Below are 16,267 nucleotides of genomic sequence, written 5' to 3'. Positions count from 1 at the left end.
CCACCGTGAAGTCCTTCAAGAACGCTTTTGCCGGCCTGGTGCTGGGTTGCAGCGCGGCGCTGGCTGCCACCCCGGTGCTGGCCGCCGATGAATTCCCCGCCAAGCCGCTGCGCCTGGTGGTGCCGTTTGCCGCCGGCAGCGGCACCGATGCGGTGGCGCGCCTTACCGCGAAGTACCTGGGCGAGTCGCTGCAACAGCCGGTGGTGGTCGACAATAAGCCCGGTGCCAACGGCACCATCGCCGCGGAGTTCGTCGCCAAGGCGCCCGCCGACGGCTATACGCTGTTCATGACCACCAACACCACGCATTCGGCCAACCCGTCGCTGATGAAGCAGTTGCGCTATGACCCGGTCAAGGATTTCACGCCGATCTCGCGCATGGGCAACCTGCCGTTCATGCTGGTGGTCAACCCGGCGCTGCCGGTCAAGACGCTGCGCGAGTTCGTCGACTACGCCAAGGCGCATCCGGGCCTGACCTATGCCAGCGGCAACAGCACCGGCATCGTCTCGGGCGCGACGCTGTCGAAGATGGCGGGGCTGAAGATGCTGCACGTGCCGTACAAGAGCACGCCGCCGGCGATGACCGACGTGATGGGCGGCCAGGTGCAGGCGATGTTCGTCGACTTCGCCGCCGGCATCGCCAACGTGCGCGCCGGCAAGCTGCGCGCGCTGGCGGTCACCACCGCGCAGCGCAGCGCGCTGCTGCCCGACCTGCCGCCGCTGGCAAGCGTGCCGGAACTGAAGGGCTTCGACGTGACCTCGTGGAACGGCGTGTTCGCGCCGGCCGGGGTGCCGGCCCCGGTGGTCGAGCGCCTGAACCGCGAGCTGGTGGCGATCGCCACCAGCAAGCAGCATGCGGCGCAGTTCCACGCGCTCGGCTTCGAGCCGTTCGGCAGCACGCCGGCCGAGCTCAACCAGTTTGTCGTAGCCGAATTGCAGAAGTGGGCGCGGCTGGTGAAGGACGCGGGCATCCAGCCGGAATAAGACACCATCGAACCGACAACGACAGCAAGCAGGTAACGCGATGAATTTCGATCTCTCCGAAGAACAGGCCTCCATCGTCGAGGCGGTGCAGCAGGTCTGCGCGCAGTTCGACATGGAATACTGGGACCGCCTCGACAAGTCCGGCACTTATCCGCACGAGTTCTACCAGACGCTGTGCGAAGGCGGCTGGCTCGGCGTGGCCATGCCCGAGGCCTTCGGCGGTGCGGGGCTGGGCATCCTGGAAGCGGCGCTGGTGATGCAGACCATCTCGCAGTCGGGCGCGGGCATGACCGGCGCGTCGGCGGTGCACATGAACGTGTTCGGCCTGAACCCGGTGGTGGTGTTCGGCACCGACGCGCAGAAGGGCCGCTTCCTGCCGCCGCTGATCGCCGGCCAGGAGAAGGCCTGCTTCGGCGTGACCGAGCCCGACGCCGGGCTCGACACCACCAAGCTCAAGACCTTTGCGCGGAAGGTGCCGGGCGGCTATTCGGTGAGCGGGCGCAAGATCTGGATTTCCACCGCGCAGGTGGCCGACCGCATGCTGCTGCTGGCCCGCACCACGCCGCTGGAGTCGGTGAAGAAATCGACCGAGGGGCTGTCGCTGTTCTATACCAAAGTCGACCGCAGCAAGATCGAGATCCGCGAGATCGACAAGATGGGCCGCGCCGCCGTCGACACCAACATGCTGTTCATCGACGACCTGTTCATCCCCGACGAGGACCGCATCGGCGAAGAGGGCAAGGGCTTCGAGTACATCCTGCACGGGCTCAACCCGGAGCGCATCCTGATCGCGGCCGAGGCCATCGGGCTGGGCCGCGCGGCGCTGGCCATCGCCACGCAGTACGCCAAGGAACGCGTGGTGTTCGGCCGCCCCATCGGCATGAACCAGGGCGTGCAGCATCCGCTGGCGCAGGCCTGGATGCAGCTGGAGTCGGCCAACCTGATGATGCTCAAGGCCGCGGCGCGCTACGACGCGGGCCAGTCGTGCGGGGCCGAGGCCAATGCCGCCAAGTACCTCGCCGCCGAGGCCGGCCACAATGCCTGCCAGACCGCGATCCTGACGCTGGGCGGCATGGGCTATTCGCGCGAATACCGCGTCGAGCGGCTGCTGCGCGAGTCGTATATCCCGCGCATCGCGCCGGTCAGCCCGCAGCTGATCCTGTGCTTTATCGCCGAGCGCGTGCTGGGCTTGCCCAAGTCGTACTGAGCGGGAGCGACGATGCAAGACAAGGCAGCGCAGGGCAGTGTGCCGACCGGGCCGCTGGCCGGGATCCGCGTGATCGACATGACCTCGGTGGCGATGGGGCCGTATGCCACGCAGATCCTTGGCGACATGGGCGCCGAGGTGATCAAGGTCGAGCCGCCGGCCGGCGATGTGTTCCGCCATGCCGAGCCGGCGCGGCACGCCGCCATGGGCGCGAGCTTCCTCAACCTGAACCGCAACAAGCGGTTCGTGGTGCTGGACGTGAAGCAGCCCGACGACCTGGCGGCGCTGAAGACGCTGATCGCCGGCGCCGATGTCTTTGTCTCGAACGTGCGGCCGCAGTCGTTGCGCAAGCTCGGGCTCGACTATGCCTCGCTGTGCGCCGACCATCCGCGGCTGATCTACTGCGGCGCCTATGGCTATTCGGAGTCGGGGCCGTACGCCGGCGCGCCCGCGTTCGACGACATCATCCAGGCCCGCAGCGGCATGGCGCAGTTCCAGGGCGCCAACTCGAACGAAGGGCCGCAGTACGTCAACACCATCCTCGCCGACAAGGTCGCCGGGCTGACCGTGGCCTACGCGATTCCGATGGCGCTATATGAGCGCGAGCGTTCCGGCCGCGGCCAGGCCATCGAGGTGCCGATGTTCGAGACGCTGGTGTCGTTCCTGGCGACCGAGCAACTGGCCGGGCAGACCTTCGTGCCGCCGCTCGGGCCGGCCGGCTATCCGCGCGTGATGTCGCTGCACCGCAAGCCGTACCGCACCCGCGACGGGCATATCGCGCTGCTGCCGTACACCAGCGCGCAATGGCAGCGCTTCTTCGATGTCTCCGGCCATGCACCGCTGGCCAGCGATCCGCGCTACGCGACGCCGGCCGCGCGCAGCGCCAATATCGACGCGCTCTATGCCACGCTGGCCGAGATCGTCGCGCAGCGCTCCACCGCCGAATGGCTGGCGCTGCTGCGCGATGCCGACATCCCGCACAGCGAGGTGCCGCACTTCGACAGCCTTGCCGACGACCCGCACCTGCGCGCCACCGGCATGATGTTCGAGTACGACCATCCGAGCGAAGGGCGCCTGCGCGGCGTGGGCATTCCCACGCGCTTCTCGCGCACGCCCGGCAATATCCGCAGCTGGCCGCAGGCCTTGCCGCGGGCGGGAAACCCGGAGGACTGACCCGCGCTACTGCCGCGTACAATCCCGCCCAACGGATACTGAAGTCGAGGAAGCCAAACGATGGCAGCAAACGAAGCGGCGGAGAAGTCCGGTTACGGCAGCGTCAAGACGGCGCTGCGCGTGATCGAGATCATGGAAATCTATGCGCGCGAAGGCCGCTCGCTGACGCTGACCGAGCTGGCCAAGCTGCTGGGCGCGCCGATGTCGAGCTGCCTGGGGCTGATCCGCACGCTGGCGTCGCTGGGCTATCTCTACGAAACCGGCCGCCGCCAGGGCTACTACCCGACGCGTCGGCTGCTCGACATCGCGCAGCGCATCGCGCGCAATGACCCGTTGCTGGAGCGCGTGCAGCCGGTGCTGGAATCGCTGCGCGACACCACCGGCGAGACCGTGGTGTTCGGCAAGCTGCAGGAGGACGGGCGCGTGCTGTACCTTGAGGTGCGCGAGTCAGCCAACCCGGTGCGCTATATCGCCGCGCCGGGAGAGCTGCGCGACGCGCATGTCAATTCGATCGGCCGCGCCATCCTCGGCACCATGACCATGGAAAGCCGCGCGGAACTGCTGGCCGGCGTTTCCTTTGCGTCGCGCACCGGCCGCACGGTGGACTCGCTGCGGGTATTCGAGGCGGCGATGCAGCAATGGCAGGCGCAGGGGTGGTACCCGAATTTCGGCGAGTCGTTCCCCGACCTGGGGGCCATCGCGATGCCGGTATCGCTCGGCGGCGTTGTCTACGGGATGTCGGTGGCTGGGCCGCTGCATCGGGTCGAAGCCAATGCCGAGGCGATCGTCGTGGCGCTGAAGGCCGCAAGCGCTGCGCTGCAGGGGTAAGATGAAGGGCGGGGCGCTGCGGCAGCCCCGGACCAAAGCCGTTCGCGACCCGCAAATGCGGCCCACGAATGCGGCCCACGAATGCGACCCACAAACGAAAAAGCCCGGTGCGTTTGCACCGGGCTTCCGTATCGGTTGGCTCCCCGACCTGGGCTCGAACCAGGGACCTGCGGATTAACAGTCCGTCGCTCTACCGACTGAGCTATCGGGGAACAGCTGAGAAAGAAATTATAGCCAGTTTCTCTTTTCTTCGTCAACACCCTTTCGACATTTAGTTCCTGGGGTGCGGGGAAGGCTGGCTTGCTGCCTGGCGTGCGATCCAGAAGGCTGGATGCCGGCTTTGCGGCCGTGGGCGCCGAACAGCGAGGCCGCATTATAGCGACGCTTGCGGCTTTGTGCCAGAAAAAAACCGCCTCGCGGCGGCTTTTTTCTGCGGGGACCAACAGCTGGTCAGTCGAACACCGGCGATTCCACGCCCAGCACCTTGTGCAGCTTCGGCGAGGTGGTGGTGTACTGCATGTGGATCTTCTTCTCGGGGAAGATATACGGGGCAGCACCGAACGCGGCCAGCGCGGCCTCGTGGAAGCCCGACAGGATCAGCTTCTTCTTGCCGGGATAGGTGTTGATATCGCCGACCGCGAAGATGCCGGGGATATTGGTCTGGAATTTCTCCGTATCCACCTTGATCTGCTTGCGTTCCAGGTCCAGGCCCCATTCGGCGATCGGGCCCAGCTTGGGCGACAGCCCGAAGAACACCAGCAGGTCGTCGAGCGGCAGGCGGCGGGTCACGCCGTCGGCACCGCTCACCTTGATCTCGGTGAGCACGCCGTCCTTCTCTTCATAGCCGCTGATCTGGCCGACCAGGAACTGCATTTCCATCTGCTCGCACAGTTCCTTCATCTTGGCGACCGACGCGGGGGCGGCGCGGAAGCCGTCGCGGCGGTGGATCATCACCACCGACTCGGCCTTGCCGACCAGGTCCAGGGTCCAGTCCAGCGCCGAGTCGCCGCCGCCGACGATCACCAGGTTGCGACCGTGGAAGCGGCTCGGGTCCTTGACGCGGTAGAACAGCTGCTTGCCGTCGAACTTGTCGATGCCATCGACCTTCAGCGTGCGCGGCTGGAACGAGCCCACGCCGGCGGCGATGAAGATGGTCTTGGTGATGAAGCGCGTGCCGAGCGAGGTCTCGACGAAGAAGCGGCCGTCTTCACGGCGCTCGACCACGGAGACTTCCTGGCCCAGGTGGAAGGTGGGCTCGAACGGCTCGATCTGCTTGAGCAGGTTATCGGTCAGCTCCTGGCCGGTGCAGCTGGGCACGGCCGGGATGTCGTAGATGGGTTTGTCCGGATACAGCTCGACGCACTGGCCGCCAACGACCTTCAGGGAATCGATCACGTGGGCCTTGATTTCGAGCAGGCCCAGTTCGAACACCTGGAACAGACCGACCGGGCCGGCACCGACGATCAGCGCGTCGATTTCCAGCGGCTGGCCGCCTGCGGGGCTACCGCCCTCGACCTGCCTGGTCGCGTCGGCAACGGGATTTGGAATGCTCAAGTCCATATTCGTCCTGATACGTTGGTTGGGCACGCGGGTGCCCGGCATTGCGGAAAGCGCGTGGGGACGGCTTTCTTTGCTGCCCGGTGCGCTCAGCGCTCCAGGTACTGCAGCTTGTCGGTGGCGTCCTTCCACTCCTCGGCCTCGGCCAGCGGGGCCTTGGTCTTGGTGATGGAGGGCCAGGCGCGGGCCAGCTCGGCGTTCAGCTCGATGAACTGCTGCTGGTCGCCCGGCACGTCTTCCTCGGCGTAGATGGCGTTCACCGGGCATTCGGCCACGCACACGGCGCAGTCGATGCACTCATCCGGGTCGATGGCCAGGAAGTTCGGGCCTTCGCGGAAACAATCGACCGGACACACGTCAACGCAGTCTGTGTAGCGGCAACGGATGCAGGATTCGGTGACAACGTGAGTCATTTCGGTTCCAGGAAAACGGGTCGGCTTTTAATGGGAAACTGTGGGGCCGCTTCTTGCCGGCGAGACGCGCCGCCTCCATCACATGGGAGTGCCCGCTTGCCGCAGGGCAGCATGGGCTGGGCGAGCGCCGGCCGAGGCCTTTCGGAAACCGATATTGTAGCCGAGCCTTCTGGCAAGGATAGTCGGTCTATATAGCCGGATCAGATAGTTTTCTTATTTCTTTATGTACTTTTGACTTAACGCATGGTGGCCGGCTCTTGCCTTTGTCTGGTCGACGGCATGCCGCGCGGCAGCACCCGGCCAGCCGGCAGCGCACAGACTTCAGGTAGCATGGCGTTCTGACCCGGCATCGCCGTCTGGCCCGTTATGATCATCCAGTCTCTGCTCGACACCGACCTGTACAAATTCACGATGATGCAGGTGGTGCTGCATCAGTTTCCGCAGGCACAAGTGGAATACCGCTTCAAGTGCCGCAACGCGGGCATCGATCTGACCCCGTATATCGACGAGATCCGCGCCGAGGTGGCGCACCTGTGCCAGCTGCGCTTCACCGAGGAAGAGCTGGCCTACCTGCGCGGCCTGCGCTTTATCAAGAGCGATTTCGTCGATTTTCTCGGGCTGTTCCACCTGAACGAGAAATATGTCTCGGTGCGCCCGTCGCCGCAGGGCAACGGCGAGATCGAGATTTCCATCACCGGTCCGTGGCTGCACACCATCCTGTTCGAGGTACCGGTGCTGGCGATCGTCAACGAAGTCTATTTCCGCCGCACCCAGCCCCAGCCCGACCTGGCCGAGGGCCGCCGCCGGCTTGAAACCAAGCTGGCGCTGCTGAAGACGCCCGAGCTGGCCGATTGCGTCATCGCCGACTACGGCACGCGCCGGCGCTTCTCGCGCGACTGGCAGGAAGAGGTGCTGCTGACCATGCGGCGCCTGCTGGGCCCGCAGCTGGCCGGCACCAGCAATGTCCACTTCGCGCGCCTGCACAATATGGTGCCGCTGGGCACGATGGCGCATGAGTACCTGCAGGCCTGCCAGGCGCTGGGGCCGCGGCTGCGCGATTCGCAGGTGTTTGCGCTGGAGCGCTGGGCGCGCGAGTACCGCGGCGACCTGGGCATCGCGCTGTCGGATACCTATGGCTTCGACGCCTTCCTGCGCGACTTCGACCTGTATTTCTGCAAGCTCTTCGACGGCGTGCGCCACGACTCCGGCGACCCGGTGCTGTGGGGCGAGCGCATGGTGGCCCACTATGCCGCCAACCGTGTCGACCCGCGCACCAAGACGCTGATCTTCAGCGACAGCCTCGACATCCCGCGCGTGATCGAGCTGTACCAGCGCTTCCACGGCCGCTGCCGGCTGGCGTTCGGGGTCGGCACCAACCTGACCAACGACCTGGGCTACACGCCGCTGCAGATCGTGCTGAAGATGGTGCGCTGTAACGGGCAGCCGGTGGCCAAGCTGTCGGACACGCCGGAAAAGACCATGTGCGACGATCCCGGCTACCTGGCCTACCTGCGCCAGGTGTATTCGGTGCAGCCCGCCGCGTAGCAGGTTTTGGCACGGCGCGCCGCTGTATCGCCCCTATAATCGCCGCATCGCGCCCTTGCGCATTGTCATCCCAGCCAGGCCCCATGGAAACCAACGACGCCCGCGACCGCATCTTTGCCCGTATCCGAGCCGCCCAGGGCAGGCCGGCCCGGCCAAGCGCGGGCGAGCGCAGCGCCGTCGCCGACTACCTGGCGCGCCACCCGCAGGGCCCGCGTCCGGTCGCCGCGCCCGACCTGGCCGAAGCCTTCCTGGCGCAGGCGCAGCGCATGGCCTCGACCGTCGACCGCGTCGCGACCCTGGCCGATGTGCCCGCCGCTACGGTGCGCTATCTGGACAGCCTGGCCCTGGTGCGGCGCGCGGTCGCGTGGGATGAATTCGGCCCGTTGCCGTGGCAGGACGCAGGGCTGGCGGTTGAGTGCCGCCCGCCGCTGCGCGATGCCGTCGCCGACCGCGAGCATGGCGACCTGGTCGGCATCACCGGCTGCTTCTGCGCGATTGCCGAGACCGGCTCGCTGATGCTGCTGTCCGGCCCCGCCACCTTCGCCTCGGCCGCGCTGCTGCCCGAGACCCATGTCGCGGTGGTGCCGCGCTCGCGCATCGTCGCCGGACTGGAAGATGCGTTTGCGCTGGTGCGCAGCGAGCGCGGCCAGCTGCCGCGCGCCACCAACATCATCAGCGGTCCGTCGCGCACCGGCGATATCGAGCAGACCATCGTGCTGGGCGCGCACGGTCCGTACCGCGTGCATGTGATCCTGGTCGACGCGGCCTGATCCGCGTGGCGCGAAACCGGCGCGCCGCAATCCGAAAATGCACGCCGCACGGGTAAGCGCGGCAAGGGCTTGCATTACACTTGCAGGCTTGCCCGCGCGCTCTGGCATCGCGCCGCGCGCGCCCATGACCGCTGCATTGTTCGAGGAGATCCTGCCTGATGCGACGTGCCCCCGTGCTGTTGCCACTGCTGGCCATGCTGGCCGCCTTTCCCGCCGCAGGCCATGCCGCCGATCTCGACGGCGCGTCGCTGTCGCCGCTGTGGGGGCTGCCCTTTGCCGGCATCCTGCTGTCGATCGCGCTGTGGCCGCTGCTGGGGCCGAAGTTCTGGCACCACCATTACGGCAAGATCGCCGCCGGCTGGGGGCTGCTGTTCCTGCTGCCGTTCGCGTTCGTGTTCGGCGCGCATGCCGCCGCCGTCAGCGCCGTGCACGCGCTGCTGGCCGAGTACATTCCCTTCATCGCGCTGATCACCACGCTCTATATCGTGGCCGGCGGCATCTGCGTGCGCGGCAACCTGCACGGCACGCCGGGGCTCAATACCGGCATCCTGGCGCTGGGCACGTTCCTGGCCAGCTTCATGGGCACCACCGGCGCGGCCATGCTGCTGATCCGGCCGCTGCTGCGCGCCAATGACAACCGCCGCCACGTGGCGCACGTGGTGGTGTTCTTTATCTTCCTGGTGGCCAACGCCGGCGGCTCGCTGACGCCGCTGGGCGACCCGCCGCTGTTCCTTGGCTTCCTGAAGGGCGTGGACTTTTTCTGGACCCTGCGCAACATCTTCCCGGAAACGCTCTTTATCTGCGCGGCGCTGCTGCTGATGTTCTACCTGGTCGACCGGCACTACTACCGCAACAAGGAAGAGCAGCTGCCGGTCGATCCCACCCCGGATTCGGGCGGCATCGCGATCGAAGGCAAGTTCAACTTCGTGCTGCTGCTGGCCGTGGTCAGCCTGGTGCTGATGAGCGGGCTGTGGAAACCGGGGATCTCGTTTGACATTCTCGGTACCGAGGTGCCGCTGCAGGCCGCGGTGCGCGACGGGCTGCTGGTAGTGGTGGCGGTGGTGTCGCTGCTGGTCACGCCTCAAGCGGCGCGGATTGGCAATGAATTCAACTGGGAGCCCATTCTCGAGGTCGGCAAGCTGTTCGCCGGCATCTTCCTGACCATCATTCCGGTCATCGCCATGCTGAAGGCGGGGACCGACGGTGCTTTCTCCGGAGTGATCCGCGCGGTCAGCGACGCCAACGGCCAGCCGGTCGACAGCATGTATTTCTGGGCGACCGGCGTGCTGTCCTCGTTCCTCGACAACGCGCCGACCTACCTGGTGTTCTTCAATACCGCCGGTGGCGACCCCGCCACGCTGATGACGCGCGATGCCTCGACGCTGGCCGCGATCTCGGCCGGGGCGGTGTTCATGGGCGCCAACACCTATATTGGCAATGCGCCCAACCTGATGGTCAAGGCCATCGCCGAAAACCGCGGCGTGCGCATGCCGAGCTTCTTCGGCTACATGCTGTATTCGGGCATTTTCCTGGTGCCGCTGTTCGTCATCATGACCTTCCTCTTCTTCCATATCTGATGCCATGAAGCCGTCCGTCCTGGTCACCCGCGCCATCTATCCCGAGGTCATCGCGCACCTGGCGCAGTATTTCGATGTCGACGACAACCAGCAGGACGCGGTGCTCGACGCCGCCGCGCTGAAGGCGCGGCTGGCGGGCAAGGCCGGCGTGCTGGCCAACGCCGCCGACCGCATCGACGCCGGCGTCATTGCCGGGCTGCCGGCGTTGCGCGCGGTGTGCAACATGGCGGTCGGCTACAACAACCTGGACCTGCCGGCGCTGACCGCCGCGGGCATCGTCGCCACCAATACGCCCGACGTGCTGACGGAGACCACCGCCGATTTCGGCTGGGCCCTGCTGATGGCGACCGCGCGCCGCGTCACCGAGGCCGAGCACTACCTGCGCGCCGGCAAGTGGCAGCGCTGGAGCTACGACATGCTGGTCGGCATGGACCTGTACGGCAGCACGCTGGGCATCCTCGGCATGGGCCGCATCGGCCAGGCGCTGGCGCGGCGCGCGGGCGGGTTTGGCATGAACGTGCTGTACCACAACCGCAGCCAGCTGCCGGCCGAGACCGAGCGCGCGCTCAACGCCCGCTATGTCGGCAAGGAAGACCTGCTGCGCCAGTCCGACCACCTGCTGCTGGTGCTGCCGTACGGGCCGCAGAGCCACCACGCCATCGGCGCCGCCGAGCTGGCGCTGATGAAGCCCACCGCGACGCTGGTGAACCTTGCGCGTGGCGGCATCGTCGACGATGCCGCGCTGGCGCAGGCGCTGCGCGACCAGCGCATCTTCGGCGCCGGGCTGGATGTGTTCGAGGGCGAGCCATCGGTCCATCCGGACCTGCTGACGGTGCCCAACGTCGTGCTGACGCCGCATATCGCCAGCGCGTCCGAGAAAACCCGCCGCGCCATGGCCATGCTCGCGGCCGACAACCTGATCGCGGCGCTCGACCAGGGCCCGCAGGCCGGCCATCCGCCCACCGTGATCAACCCTGAAGTGATGGCGCATCGCCGCTGAGGTTTTCGCATGACCCTGATCCAGTTCCTGACGCTGGCCGCGGCGCTGCTCGCGGTCGTGCTGCTGGTGATCGTGTTGCTGCGCCAGCAGGCCGGGTCATCCGGCGCCGGCATTGCGCGGCAGCTCGACGAGATGCGGCTGGAGCAGGCACGCGGCATGGAGCGGCTGGAGCGCGAGCTGCGCACCGAGGTGGCCGAGGCCGCGCGCGGCAGCCGCGGCGAGTCGGCGCAGCAGATGCTGCGCTTCCAGCAGGCGCTGTCGTCGCAGCTGACCGGCATCGCCACGCTGCAGAACAACCAGATCGACACCTTCGCGCAGCAGCTGGCCAAGCTGACCGAGACCAACACCCAGCAACTGGAACAGGTGCGCCAGCACCTGATGCTGCAATCGCAGCAGGCGCGCGACGAGCAGGCCGGCACGCTGCGCCGCTTCGGCGACGGCCTGCAGCAGCAGCTGGCGCAGCTGTCCGAGGCCAACGAGCGGCGCCTGGCCGAGGTCCGCGCGACGCTGGAGCAGAAGCTGCAGGACATCGAGGCCAACAACGCGGCCAAGTTGGAGGAAATGCGCCGCACCGTCGACGAGAAGCTGCACGCGACGCTGGAGCAGCGGCTGGGCGAATCGTTCCGGCTGGTGTCGGACCGCCTCGAGCAGGTGCATCGCGGCCTGGGCGAAATGCAGGTGCTGGCGCAGGGCGTGGGCGACCTGAAGAAGGTGCTGACCAACGTGAAGTCGCGCGGCACCTGGGGCGAGGTGCAGCTGGAGATGCTGCTGGAGCAGATGCTGACGCCGGAGCAGTACGGCAAGAATGTCGAGACCGTGCGCAACTCGGGTGCGCGCGTGGAATTTGCCATCCGCCTGCCCGGCAAGGCGGCGGGCGCGGACTCTGCGCCGGTCTGGCTGCCGGTCGATGCGAAGTTTCCCAAGGAACAGTACGAGCGGCTGGTCGACGCACAGGAGCGCGGCGATCCCGACGGCGTGCTCGCGTTCGGCCGCGAACTGGAAGTGGCGCTGCGGCGCGAGGCCCAGACCATCGCCGAAAAATACCTGGCACCGCCGCAGACCACGGACTTTGCCATCCTGTTCCTGCCGACAGAAGGGCTGTATGCCGAAGTGCTACGCCGCCCCGGCCTGACCGACCAGCTGCAGCGCGACTATCGCGTGACCGTGGCTGGCCCGACCACGCTGACCGCGCTGCTGAACAGCCTGCAGATGGGCTTCCGCACGCTGGCGCTGGAAAAGCGCTCGAGCGAGGTGTGGGAAGTGCTGGGCGCGGTCAAGACCGAGTTCGGCAAGTTCGGCGACGTGCTGGCCAAGACCCGCGATACGCTGGAGCGTGCCGCGCGCAATATCGAACAGGCGGAAGTGCGCACGCGCCAGATGGCGCGCAAGCTGCGCACGGTGGAAGCGCTGCCGGGCGAGGCAGCGCAGCAGCTGCTCGGCCTCGGCCTGGAAGCGGCGGCGGATGGCACGCCGGAAAATGCCAGTAACGCGGAAAACAGCCAGGCCTGAGCGCGCGGCAGGGCAGGTGGGGAGAAGCTGGAAAGGCGGCCGGCGTGGCGACCGGCCGTGACTGGCGGTGTGCCGTTCAGCGGTCTTCTTCGGGGGACAGCTCGCGCACGTGGACTTCGATGCCGCCGAAGCGGGCGGCGACCCAGTTGTAGGCCTTGCAGGCCAGCCACAGCAGGCCGAAGCCGATCAGCGCATTGAGGATGATCGCGCTGAAGACCGTGATCGCCGGCAGGTCACCATAGCGGACGAAGGTGACGAACAGGCCCAGCGACACAATCGGCAACGAGAAGCACAGGTAGACCAGCACCAGCGCGCGGGCGGTCTTGACGGGGTGGAGGTACGCAATCTCCTGATTCATGACGGGGGATACTCGAATGTTTCTGAATCGTGCGCCAAGTGTAGCGATTGGCCGATGCCAAGCATAGCCCGGCGGCCGCGGGGCAGCCGAAAGCCCGGCGGCAACGGTGCCGCGGCGACAAATGTGCGGCACAAAAACGACACATTGCTACGCTCGTGTAGCGAATGGTTGCGCGCAGCCCCCGCCGTGCCGCTCAAACCAGCCCGTCGAACAGCATTACCTCGACCGCGTCGCCGGCCTTGACCGAGTCCTGCTCGTGGCCGAGCACGATAAAGCAGTTGGCCTCGCTCATCGAGCGCAGCACGCCGGAGCCCTGCTGGCCGGTGATGCGCACTTCCCACTCGCCGTCGGCGGCGCGCGCCAGGATGCCGCGCTGGTACTCGGTGCGCCCCGGCTTCTTGCGGATCGCCTGCGCGCTGCGCACGCGCAGCAGCGGCAGCGGCGGCACCGTCGCGCCCATCAGCCGGTGCAGCGCCGCACGCACGAAATGGTAGAAGGTGACCATCACCGCCACCGGATTGCCGGGCAGGCCAAACAGCAGGGCCGAGTGCGCGCCCGTGCCGTCGGCCTGGATGCGCCCGAAGGCCATCGGCCGGCCCGGGCGCATGGCGATCTTCCAGAACGTGACATCGCCCAGGCGCGCCATGATCTGCTTGGTGTAGTCGGCCTCGCCGACCGAGACCCCGCCCGAGGTGATGACCGCGTCGGCGCTCTCGCAGGCGGTGCGGAAAGCGGCTTCGAGCGACTCGGGATCGTCGCGCACCACGCCCATGTCGAGCAGGTCCACGTTCATCCGGCGCAGCATGCCGTGCAGCGTGTAGCGGTTGGAGTCGTAGACGCAGCCGGGATCGAGCGGCTCGCCGATCGAGCGCAGTTCATCTCCAGTGGAGAAGAACGCCACGCGCAGGCGCCTGCGCACGTGCACCTCGGCCACGCCCAGCGACGCCAGCAGGCCGAGATCGGCCGGCTGCAGGATGCGACCGGCCTGCAGCGCGGCCTGGCCGCGCGCCAGGTCCTCGCCGCGCAGGCGCCGGTTGTCGCCGATACGGACGCAGTCCGCAGCAAAGCGGATGCGCGCGCCGCCGGCGACGGTTTCGACGAATTCCTGCGGCACCACCGTATCGCAGCCGGCCGGCATCACCGCGCCGGTCATGATGCGCACCGCCTGCACCGCGGTGGGGGCCAGCGCGCCGGCGCCGCCGGCCAGCGCGCTGCCGATCACCTCGAGCTCGACCGTGGCGGTCTGCGCCGCGGCCAGGGCCGCACCATGGAAGGCGTAACCGTCCATCGCCGAGTTGTCGTGCGCGGGCACGTCGATGGTCGAGACGATGTCCTCGGCCAGCACCCGGTCCAGCGCACTGCGGATCGGCAGCTGCTCGATGCCGCGCACCGGCTCGACCACCTCGCCGATGATGCGGTTGGCCTGGTCCACCGGCAGCGCGGTGGGATCGTAGTCGGACAGGCAGGAAATGACGGATTGCAGGGATGGCATGGCGGCTCGGCAGGGATTCAGCGCGTTTCGTGCGCGCGCAGTTCGTCCAGGGTGTTGATATTGGCAAAGGCCGCGGCGTCATCGAACAACACTTCAGCCAGCCGGTGCGAGGCGGCCCAGGTCTCTATCTTGCGGCCGCCACCGGAAAGATAAGCGACCAGGCTATCGAGCGCACTGACCGGCATCAGGCAGAACACCGGCTGGGTCTGGCGCCGGCCGTCCTGGTCCAGCGTCACCGGAATCGCCAGCTCGGCACCCTCGGCCTCGATCGCCTGCGCCAGGCGCGCCACCAGGTCGGTGGGCAGGAACGGCGAATCGCACGGCGCCGTCACCATCCACGGGGTCGTGCACTGTTCCAGTCCGGCCAGCATCCCGGCGAGCGGCCCGGCAAAGTCGGGCACGCTGTCGGTGTAGACCGGCACGCCGAAGGACTCATAGGCGGCCAGGTTGCGGTTGGCGTTGATCATCAGCCCGCCCACCTGCGGTGTCAGCCGCATCATCGTGTGCATGGCCATCGGCGTGCCCTGCAGCGGCTGCAGGCCCTTGTCGGTGCCGCCCATGCGGCTGCCCCTGCCGCCTGCGAGGATCAGGCCGGTGATGTCGTCGCGTGCAATCATGGAGTCGTGGTGCGGCGGGTTCAGCCGCCGATATAGGACATCTCGATCTTGCGCTCGGCGCGCCTGGCGCGCACGGCCGGGTCGCTGCGCTGCTCGGAATAGTTGTCGGTGCGGCCCTGCCATACCTGCGCGATCGCGTTGGAGATTTCCAGGTCGCTGTAGCCGCCGCGCAGCAGCGCGCGCAGGTCGAAGCCCTCGGTGGCGAACAGGCACAGGTAGAGCCGGCCTTCGGTGGACAAGCGGATGCGGCTGCAGTCGCCGCAGAAGGCGTGGGTGACGCTGGAGATCACGCCAACCTCTCCGGCGCCGTCGCGGTAGCGCCAGCGTTCGGCGGTTTCGCCGGCATAGTTGGCCTGCACCGGCTCGAGCGGGAATTCGGCGTCGATGCGCTTCACCACCTCGGCCGATGGCAGCACTTCGTCCATCTGCCAGTGGTTGCTGGCGCCGACGTCCATGAACTCGATGAAGCGCAGGATGATGCCGCTGTGGCGGAAGTGGCGTGCCATCGGCACGATTTCCTGGTCGTTGGTGCCGCGCTTGACCACCATGTTGACCTTGATCGGCGCCAGGCCCACGGCGTGCGCGGTCTCGATGCCGCGCAGCACATCGGCGACGGCGAAGTCGACGTCATTCATGCGGCGGAAGGTGGCGTCGTCGATCGCGTCCAGGCTGACGCTGACCCGCGTCAGGCCCGCGTCGCGCAGCGCGCGCGCCTTGCGCGCCAGCAGCGAGGCGTTGGTGGTCAGGGTCAGGTCCAGCGGCTTGCCCGACACGGTCTCGATCTTCGCCAGCATCTCGACCAGGTGCTCGATGTTCTTGCGCAGCAGCGGCTCGCCGCCGGTCAGGCGGATCTTCTCGACGCCGTGGGCAACGAACAGGCGCGCGGTGCGCTCGATCTCTTCGAAGCTCAGCAGCTCGGAATGCGGCAGGAAGGTGTAGTCCTTGTCGAACACCTCCTTGGGCATGCAGTAGACGCAGCGGAAGTTGCAGCGGTCCGTCACCGAGATGCGCAGGTCATGCAGGGGCCGGCCGCGGCGGTCGGCCACCAGGCCGGTAGGCGCAACCAGGTTGCCGGGAATGCTGGGCGTCATCGAGCGGTAGCGATGGTCGCGCAGGTCGAAAATCGGGATGACGGATTCGGTCATGGCCTGTGGGTGGCACGGCGTCCGGGGAGCGGCACGGCAACGCAAGCGGCGATGTGGCGCGGGCGCTCGGGGGACCGGAAGCATTCTGCTGCC

Annotated in this window: 15 protein-coding genes and 1 tRNA gene; 9 read left to right on the top strand and 7 right to left on the bottom strand. The window is 67.4% G+C overall.

Annotated elements, in window-relative coordinates:
- Window positions 1–5: 5 nt before the first annotated feature.
- From A2G96_RS16205 to A2G96_RS16190, 4 genes are read left to right on the top strand one after another with little or no spacing between them, the layout of a single operon-like run.
- Complete coding sequence (locus tag A2G96_RS16205) at window positions 6–983, top strand: Bug family tripartite tricarboxylate transporter substrate binding protein (RefSeq protein WP_062800925.1); 978 nt, start codon at window positions 6–8, stop codon at window positions 981–983.
- 40 nt (window positions 984–1,023) lie between these two features.
- Entirely contained in the window at window positions 1,024–2,190 is a 1,167-nt protein-coding gene (locus A2G96_RS16200) for an acyl-CoA dehydrogenase family protein (RefSeq protein ID WP_062800923.1), read from the top strand.
- A gap of 12 nt (window positions 2,191–2,202) precedes the next feature.
- Complete coding sequence (locus A2G96_RS16195) at window positions 2,203–3,363, top strand: CaiB/BaiF CoA transferase family protein (protein ID WP_062800921.1); 1,161 nt, start codon at window positions 2,203–2,205, stop codon at window positions 3,361–3,363.
- A 60-nt stretch (window positions 3,364–3,423) separates the two neighbouring features.
- A complete protein-coding gene (locus A2G96_RS16190; RefSeq protein ID WP_062800919.1) occupies window positions 3,424–4,191 on the top strand; it encodes an IclR family transcriptional regulator in 768 nt (255 codons plus the stop codon).
- A gap of 136 nt (window positions 4,192–4,327) precedes the next feature.
- On the opposite strand, the gene A2G96_RS16185 is transcribed toward A2G96_RS16190, so the two are convergent.
- The 3 genes from A2G96_RS16185 to fdxA form a co-directional block, all read right to left on the bottom strand.
- Window positions 4,328–4,403: transfer RNA gene (locus A2G96_RS16185), tRNA-Asn, on the bottom strand.
- A 238-nt stretch (window positions 4,404–4,641) separates the two neighbouring features.
- Complete coding sequence (locus A2G96_RS16180; RefSeq protein WP_082819055.1) at window positions 4,642–5,751, bottom strand: NAD(P)/FAD-dependent oxidoreductase; 1,110 nt, start codon at window positions 5,749–5,751, stop codon at window positions 4,642–4,644.
- Between the two features lie 86 nt (window positions 5,752–5,837).
- The gene (gene fdxA / locus A2G96_RS16175; protein ID WP_012353337.1) at window positions 5,838–6,161 is read right to left on the bottom strand and encodes a ferredoxin FdxA; all 324 of its coding nucleotides are present in this window, start codon (window positions 6,159–6,161) and stop codon (window positions 5,838–5,840) included.
- Window positions 6,162–6,527: 366 nt separating this feature from the next.
- Here fdxA and pncB point away from each other — a divergent pair, with 366 nt between their 5' ends.
- From pncB to A2G96_RS16150, 5 genes are all read left to right on the top strand, one after another.
- The gene (gene pncB / locus A2G96_RS16170; protein WP_062800917.1) at window positions 6,528–7,706 is read left to right on the top strand and encodes a nicotinate phosphoribosyltransferase; all 1,179 of its coding nucleotides are present in this window, start codon (window positions 6,528–6,530) and stop codon (window positions 7,704–7,706) included.
- Between the two features lie 83 nt (window positions 7,707–7,789).
- Window positions 7,790–8,476 carry a LutC/YkgG family protein gene (locus A2G96_RS16165; RefSeq protein WP_062800914.1) on the top strand — a complete coding sequence of 229 codons (687 nt, stop codon included), beginning with the start codon at window positions 7,790–7,792 and terminating at the stop codon, window positions 8,474–8,476.
- Window positions 8,477–8,634: 158 nt separating this feature from the next.
- The gene (locus tag A2G96_RS16160) at window positions 8,635–10,053 is read left to right on the top strand and encodes a sodium:proton antiporter (RefSeq protein WP_062800912.1); all 1,419 of its coding nucleotides are present in this window, start codon (window positions 8,635–8,637) and stop codon (window positions 10,051–10,053) included.
- Window positions 10,054–10,057: 4 nt separating this feature from the next.
- Window positions 10,058–11,053: a 2-hydroxyacid dehydrogenase gene (locus A2G96_RS16155; protein ID WP_062800909.1), complete on the top strand. Its 996-nt coding sequence runs from the start codon at window positions 10,058–10,060 to the stop codon at window positions 11,051–11,053.
- A gap of 9 nt (window positions 11,054–11,062) precedes the next feature.
- Window positions 11,063–12,562, top strand: coding sequence for a DNA recombination protein RmuC (locus A2G96_RS16150; RefSeq protein WP_062800907.1), 1,500 nt, complete (start codon window positions 11,063–11,065; stop codon window positions 12,560–12,562).
- 76 nt (window positions 12,563–12,638) lie between these two features.
- On the opposite strand, the gene A2G96_RS16145 is transcribed toward A2G96_RS16150, so the two are convergent.
- From A2G96_RS16145 to moaA, 4 genes are all read right to left on the bottom strand, one after another.
- On the bottom strand, window positions 12,639–12,920 hold the full coding sequence (locus tag A2G96_RS16145; RefSeq protein WP_018005172.1) for a hypothetical protein: 282 nt from the start codon (window positions 12,918–12,920) through the stop codon (window positions 12,639–12,641).
- Between the two features lie 193 nt (window positions 12,921–13,113).
- On the bottom strand, window positions 13,114–14,412 hold the full coding sequence (gene moeA / locus A2G96_RS16140; RefSeq protein ID WP_062800905.1) for a molybdopterin molybdotransferase MoeA: 1,299 nt from the start codon (window positions 14,410–14,412) through the stop codon (window positions 13,114–13,116).
- A gap of 17 nt (window positions 14,413–14,429) precedes the next feature.
- Window positions 14,430–15,029, bottom strand: coding sequence for a molybdenum cofactor guanylyltransferase MobA (gene mobA, locus A2G96_RS16135; protein WP_062800903.1), 600 nt, complete (start codon window positions 15,027–15,029; stop codon window positions 14,430–14,432).
- A gap of 20 nt (window positions 15,030–15,049) precedes the next feature.
- Window positions 15,050–16,174 carry a GTP 3',8-cyclase MoaA gene (gene moaA, locus A2G96_RS16130; RefSeq protein WP_062800901.1) on the bottom strand — a complete coding sequence of 375 codons (1,125 nt, stop codon included), beginning with the start codon at window positions 16,172–16,174 and terminating at the stop codon, window positions 15,050–15,052.
- Window positions 16,175–16,267: the final 93 nt, after the last annotated feature.

Origin of the sequence: Cupriavidus nantongensis (assembly GCF_001598055.1) — a bacterium.
In the GTDB taxonomy this organism is placed as follows: domain Bacteria; phylum Pseudomonadota; class Gammaproteobacteria; order Burkholderiales; family Burkholderiaceae; genus Cupriavidus; species Cupriavidus nantongensis.
Note: the sequence above shows the minus strand (reverse complement) of the source record. Positions and strands in the feature narration are given on the sequence as shown.

Coding starts and splice junctions, on each gene's coding strand:
- A2G96_RS16200 (WP_062800923.1), top strand. CDS start 1,024: ATGAATTTCGATCTCTCCGAAGAACAGGCCTCCATCGTCGAGGCGGTG.
- moeA (WP_062800905.1), bottom strand. CDS start 14,412: ATGCCATCCCTGCAATCCGTCATTTCCTGCCTGTCCGACTACGATCCC.
- A2G96_RS16155 (WP_062800909.1), top strand. CDS start 10,058: ATGAAGCCGTCCGTCCTGGTCACCCGCGCCATCTATCCCGAGGTCATC.
- A2G96_RS16180 (WP_082819055.1), bottom strand. CDS start 5,751: ATGGACTTGAGCATTCCAAATCCCGTTGCCGACGCGACCAGGCAGGTC.
- A2G96_RS16195 (WP_062800921.1), top strand. CDS start 2,203: ATGCAAGACAAGGCAGCGCAGGGCAGTGTGCCGACCGGGCCGCTGGCC.
- A2G96_RS16190 (WP_062800919.1), top strand. CDS start 3,424: ATGGCAGCAAACGAAGCGGCGGAGAAGTCCGGTTACGGCAGCGTCAAG.
- A2G96_RS16145 (WP_018005172.1), bottom strand. CDS start 12,920: ATGAATCAGGAGATTGCGTACCTCCACCCCGTCAAGACCGCCCGCGCG.
- fdxA (WP_012353337.1), bottom strand. CDS start 6,161: ATGACTCACGTTGTCACCGAATCCTGCATCCGTTGCCGCTACACAGAC.
- A2G96_RS16165 (WP_062800914.1), top strand. CDS start 7,790: ATGGAAACCAACGACGCCCGCGACCGCATCTTTGCCCGTATCCGAGCC.
- A2G96_RS16160 (WP_062800912.1), top strand. CDS start 8,635: ATGCGACGTGCCCCCGTGCTGTTGCCACTGCTGGCCATGCTGGCCGCC.
- mobA (WP_062800903.1), bottom strand. CDS start 15,029: ATGATTGCACGCGACGACATCACCGGCCTGATCCTCGCAGGCGGCAGG.
- A2G96_RS16150 (WP_062800907.1), top strand. CDS start 11,063: ATGACCCTGATCCAGTTCCTGACGCTGGCCGCGGCGCTGCTCGCGGTC.
- moaA (WP_062800901.1), bottom strand. CDS start 16,174: ATGACCGAATCCGTCATCCCGATTTTCGACCTGCGCGACCATCGCTAC.
- pncB (WP_062800917.1), top strand. CDS start 6,528: ATGATCATCCAGTCTCTGCTCGACACCGACCTGTACAAATTCACGATG.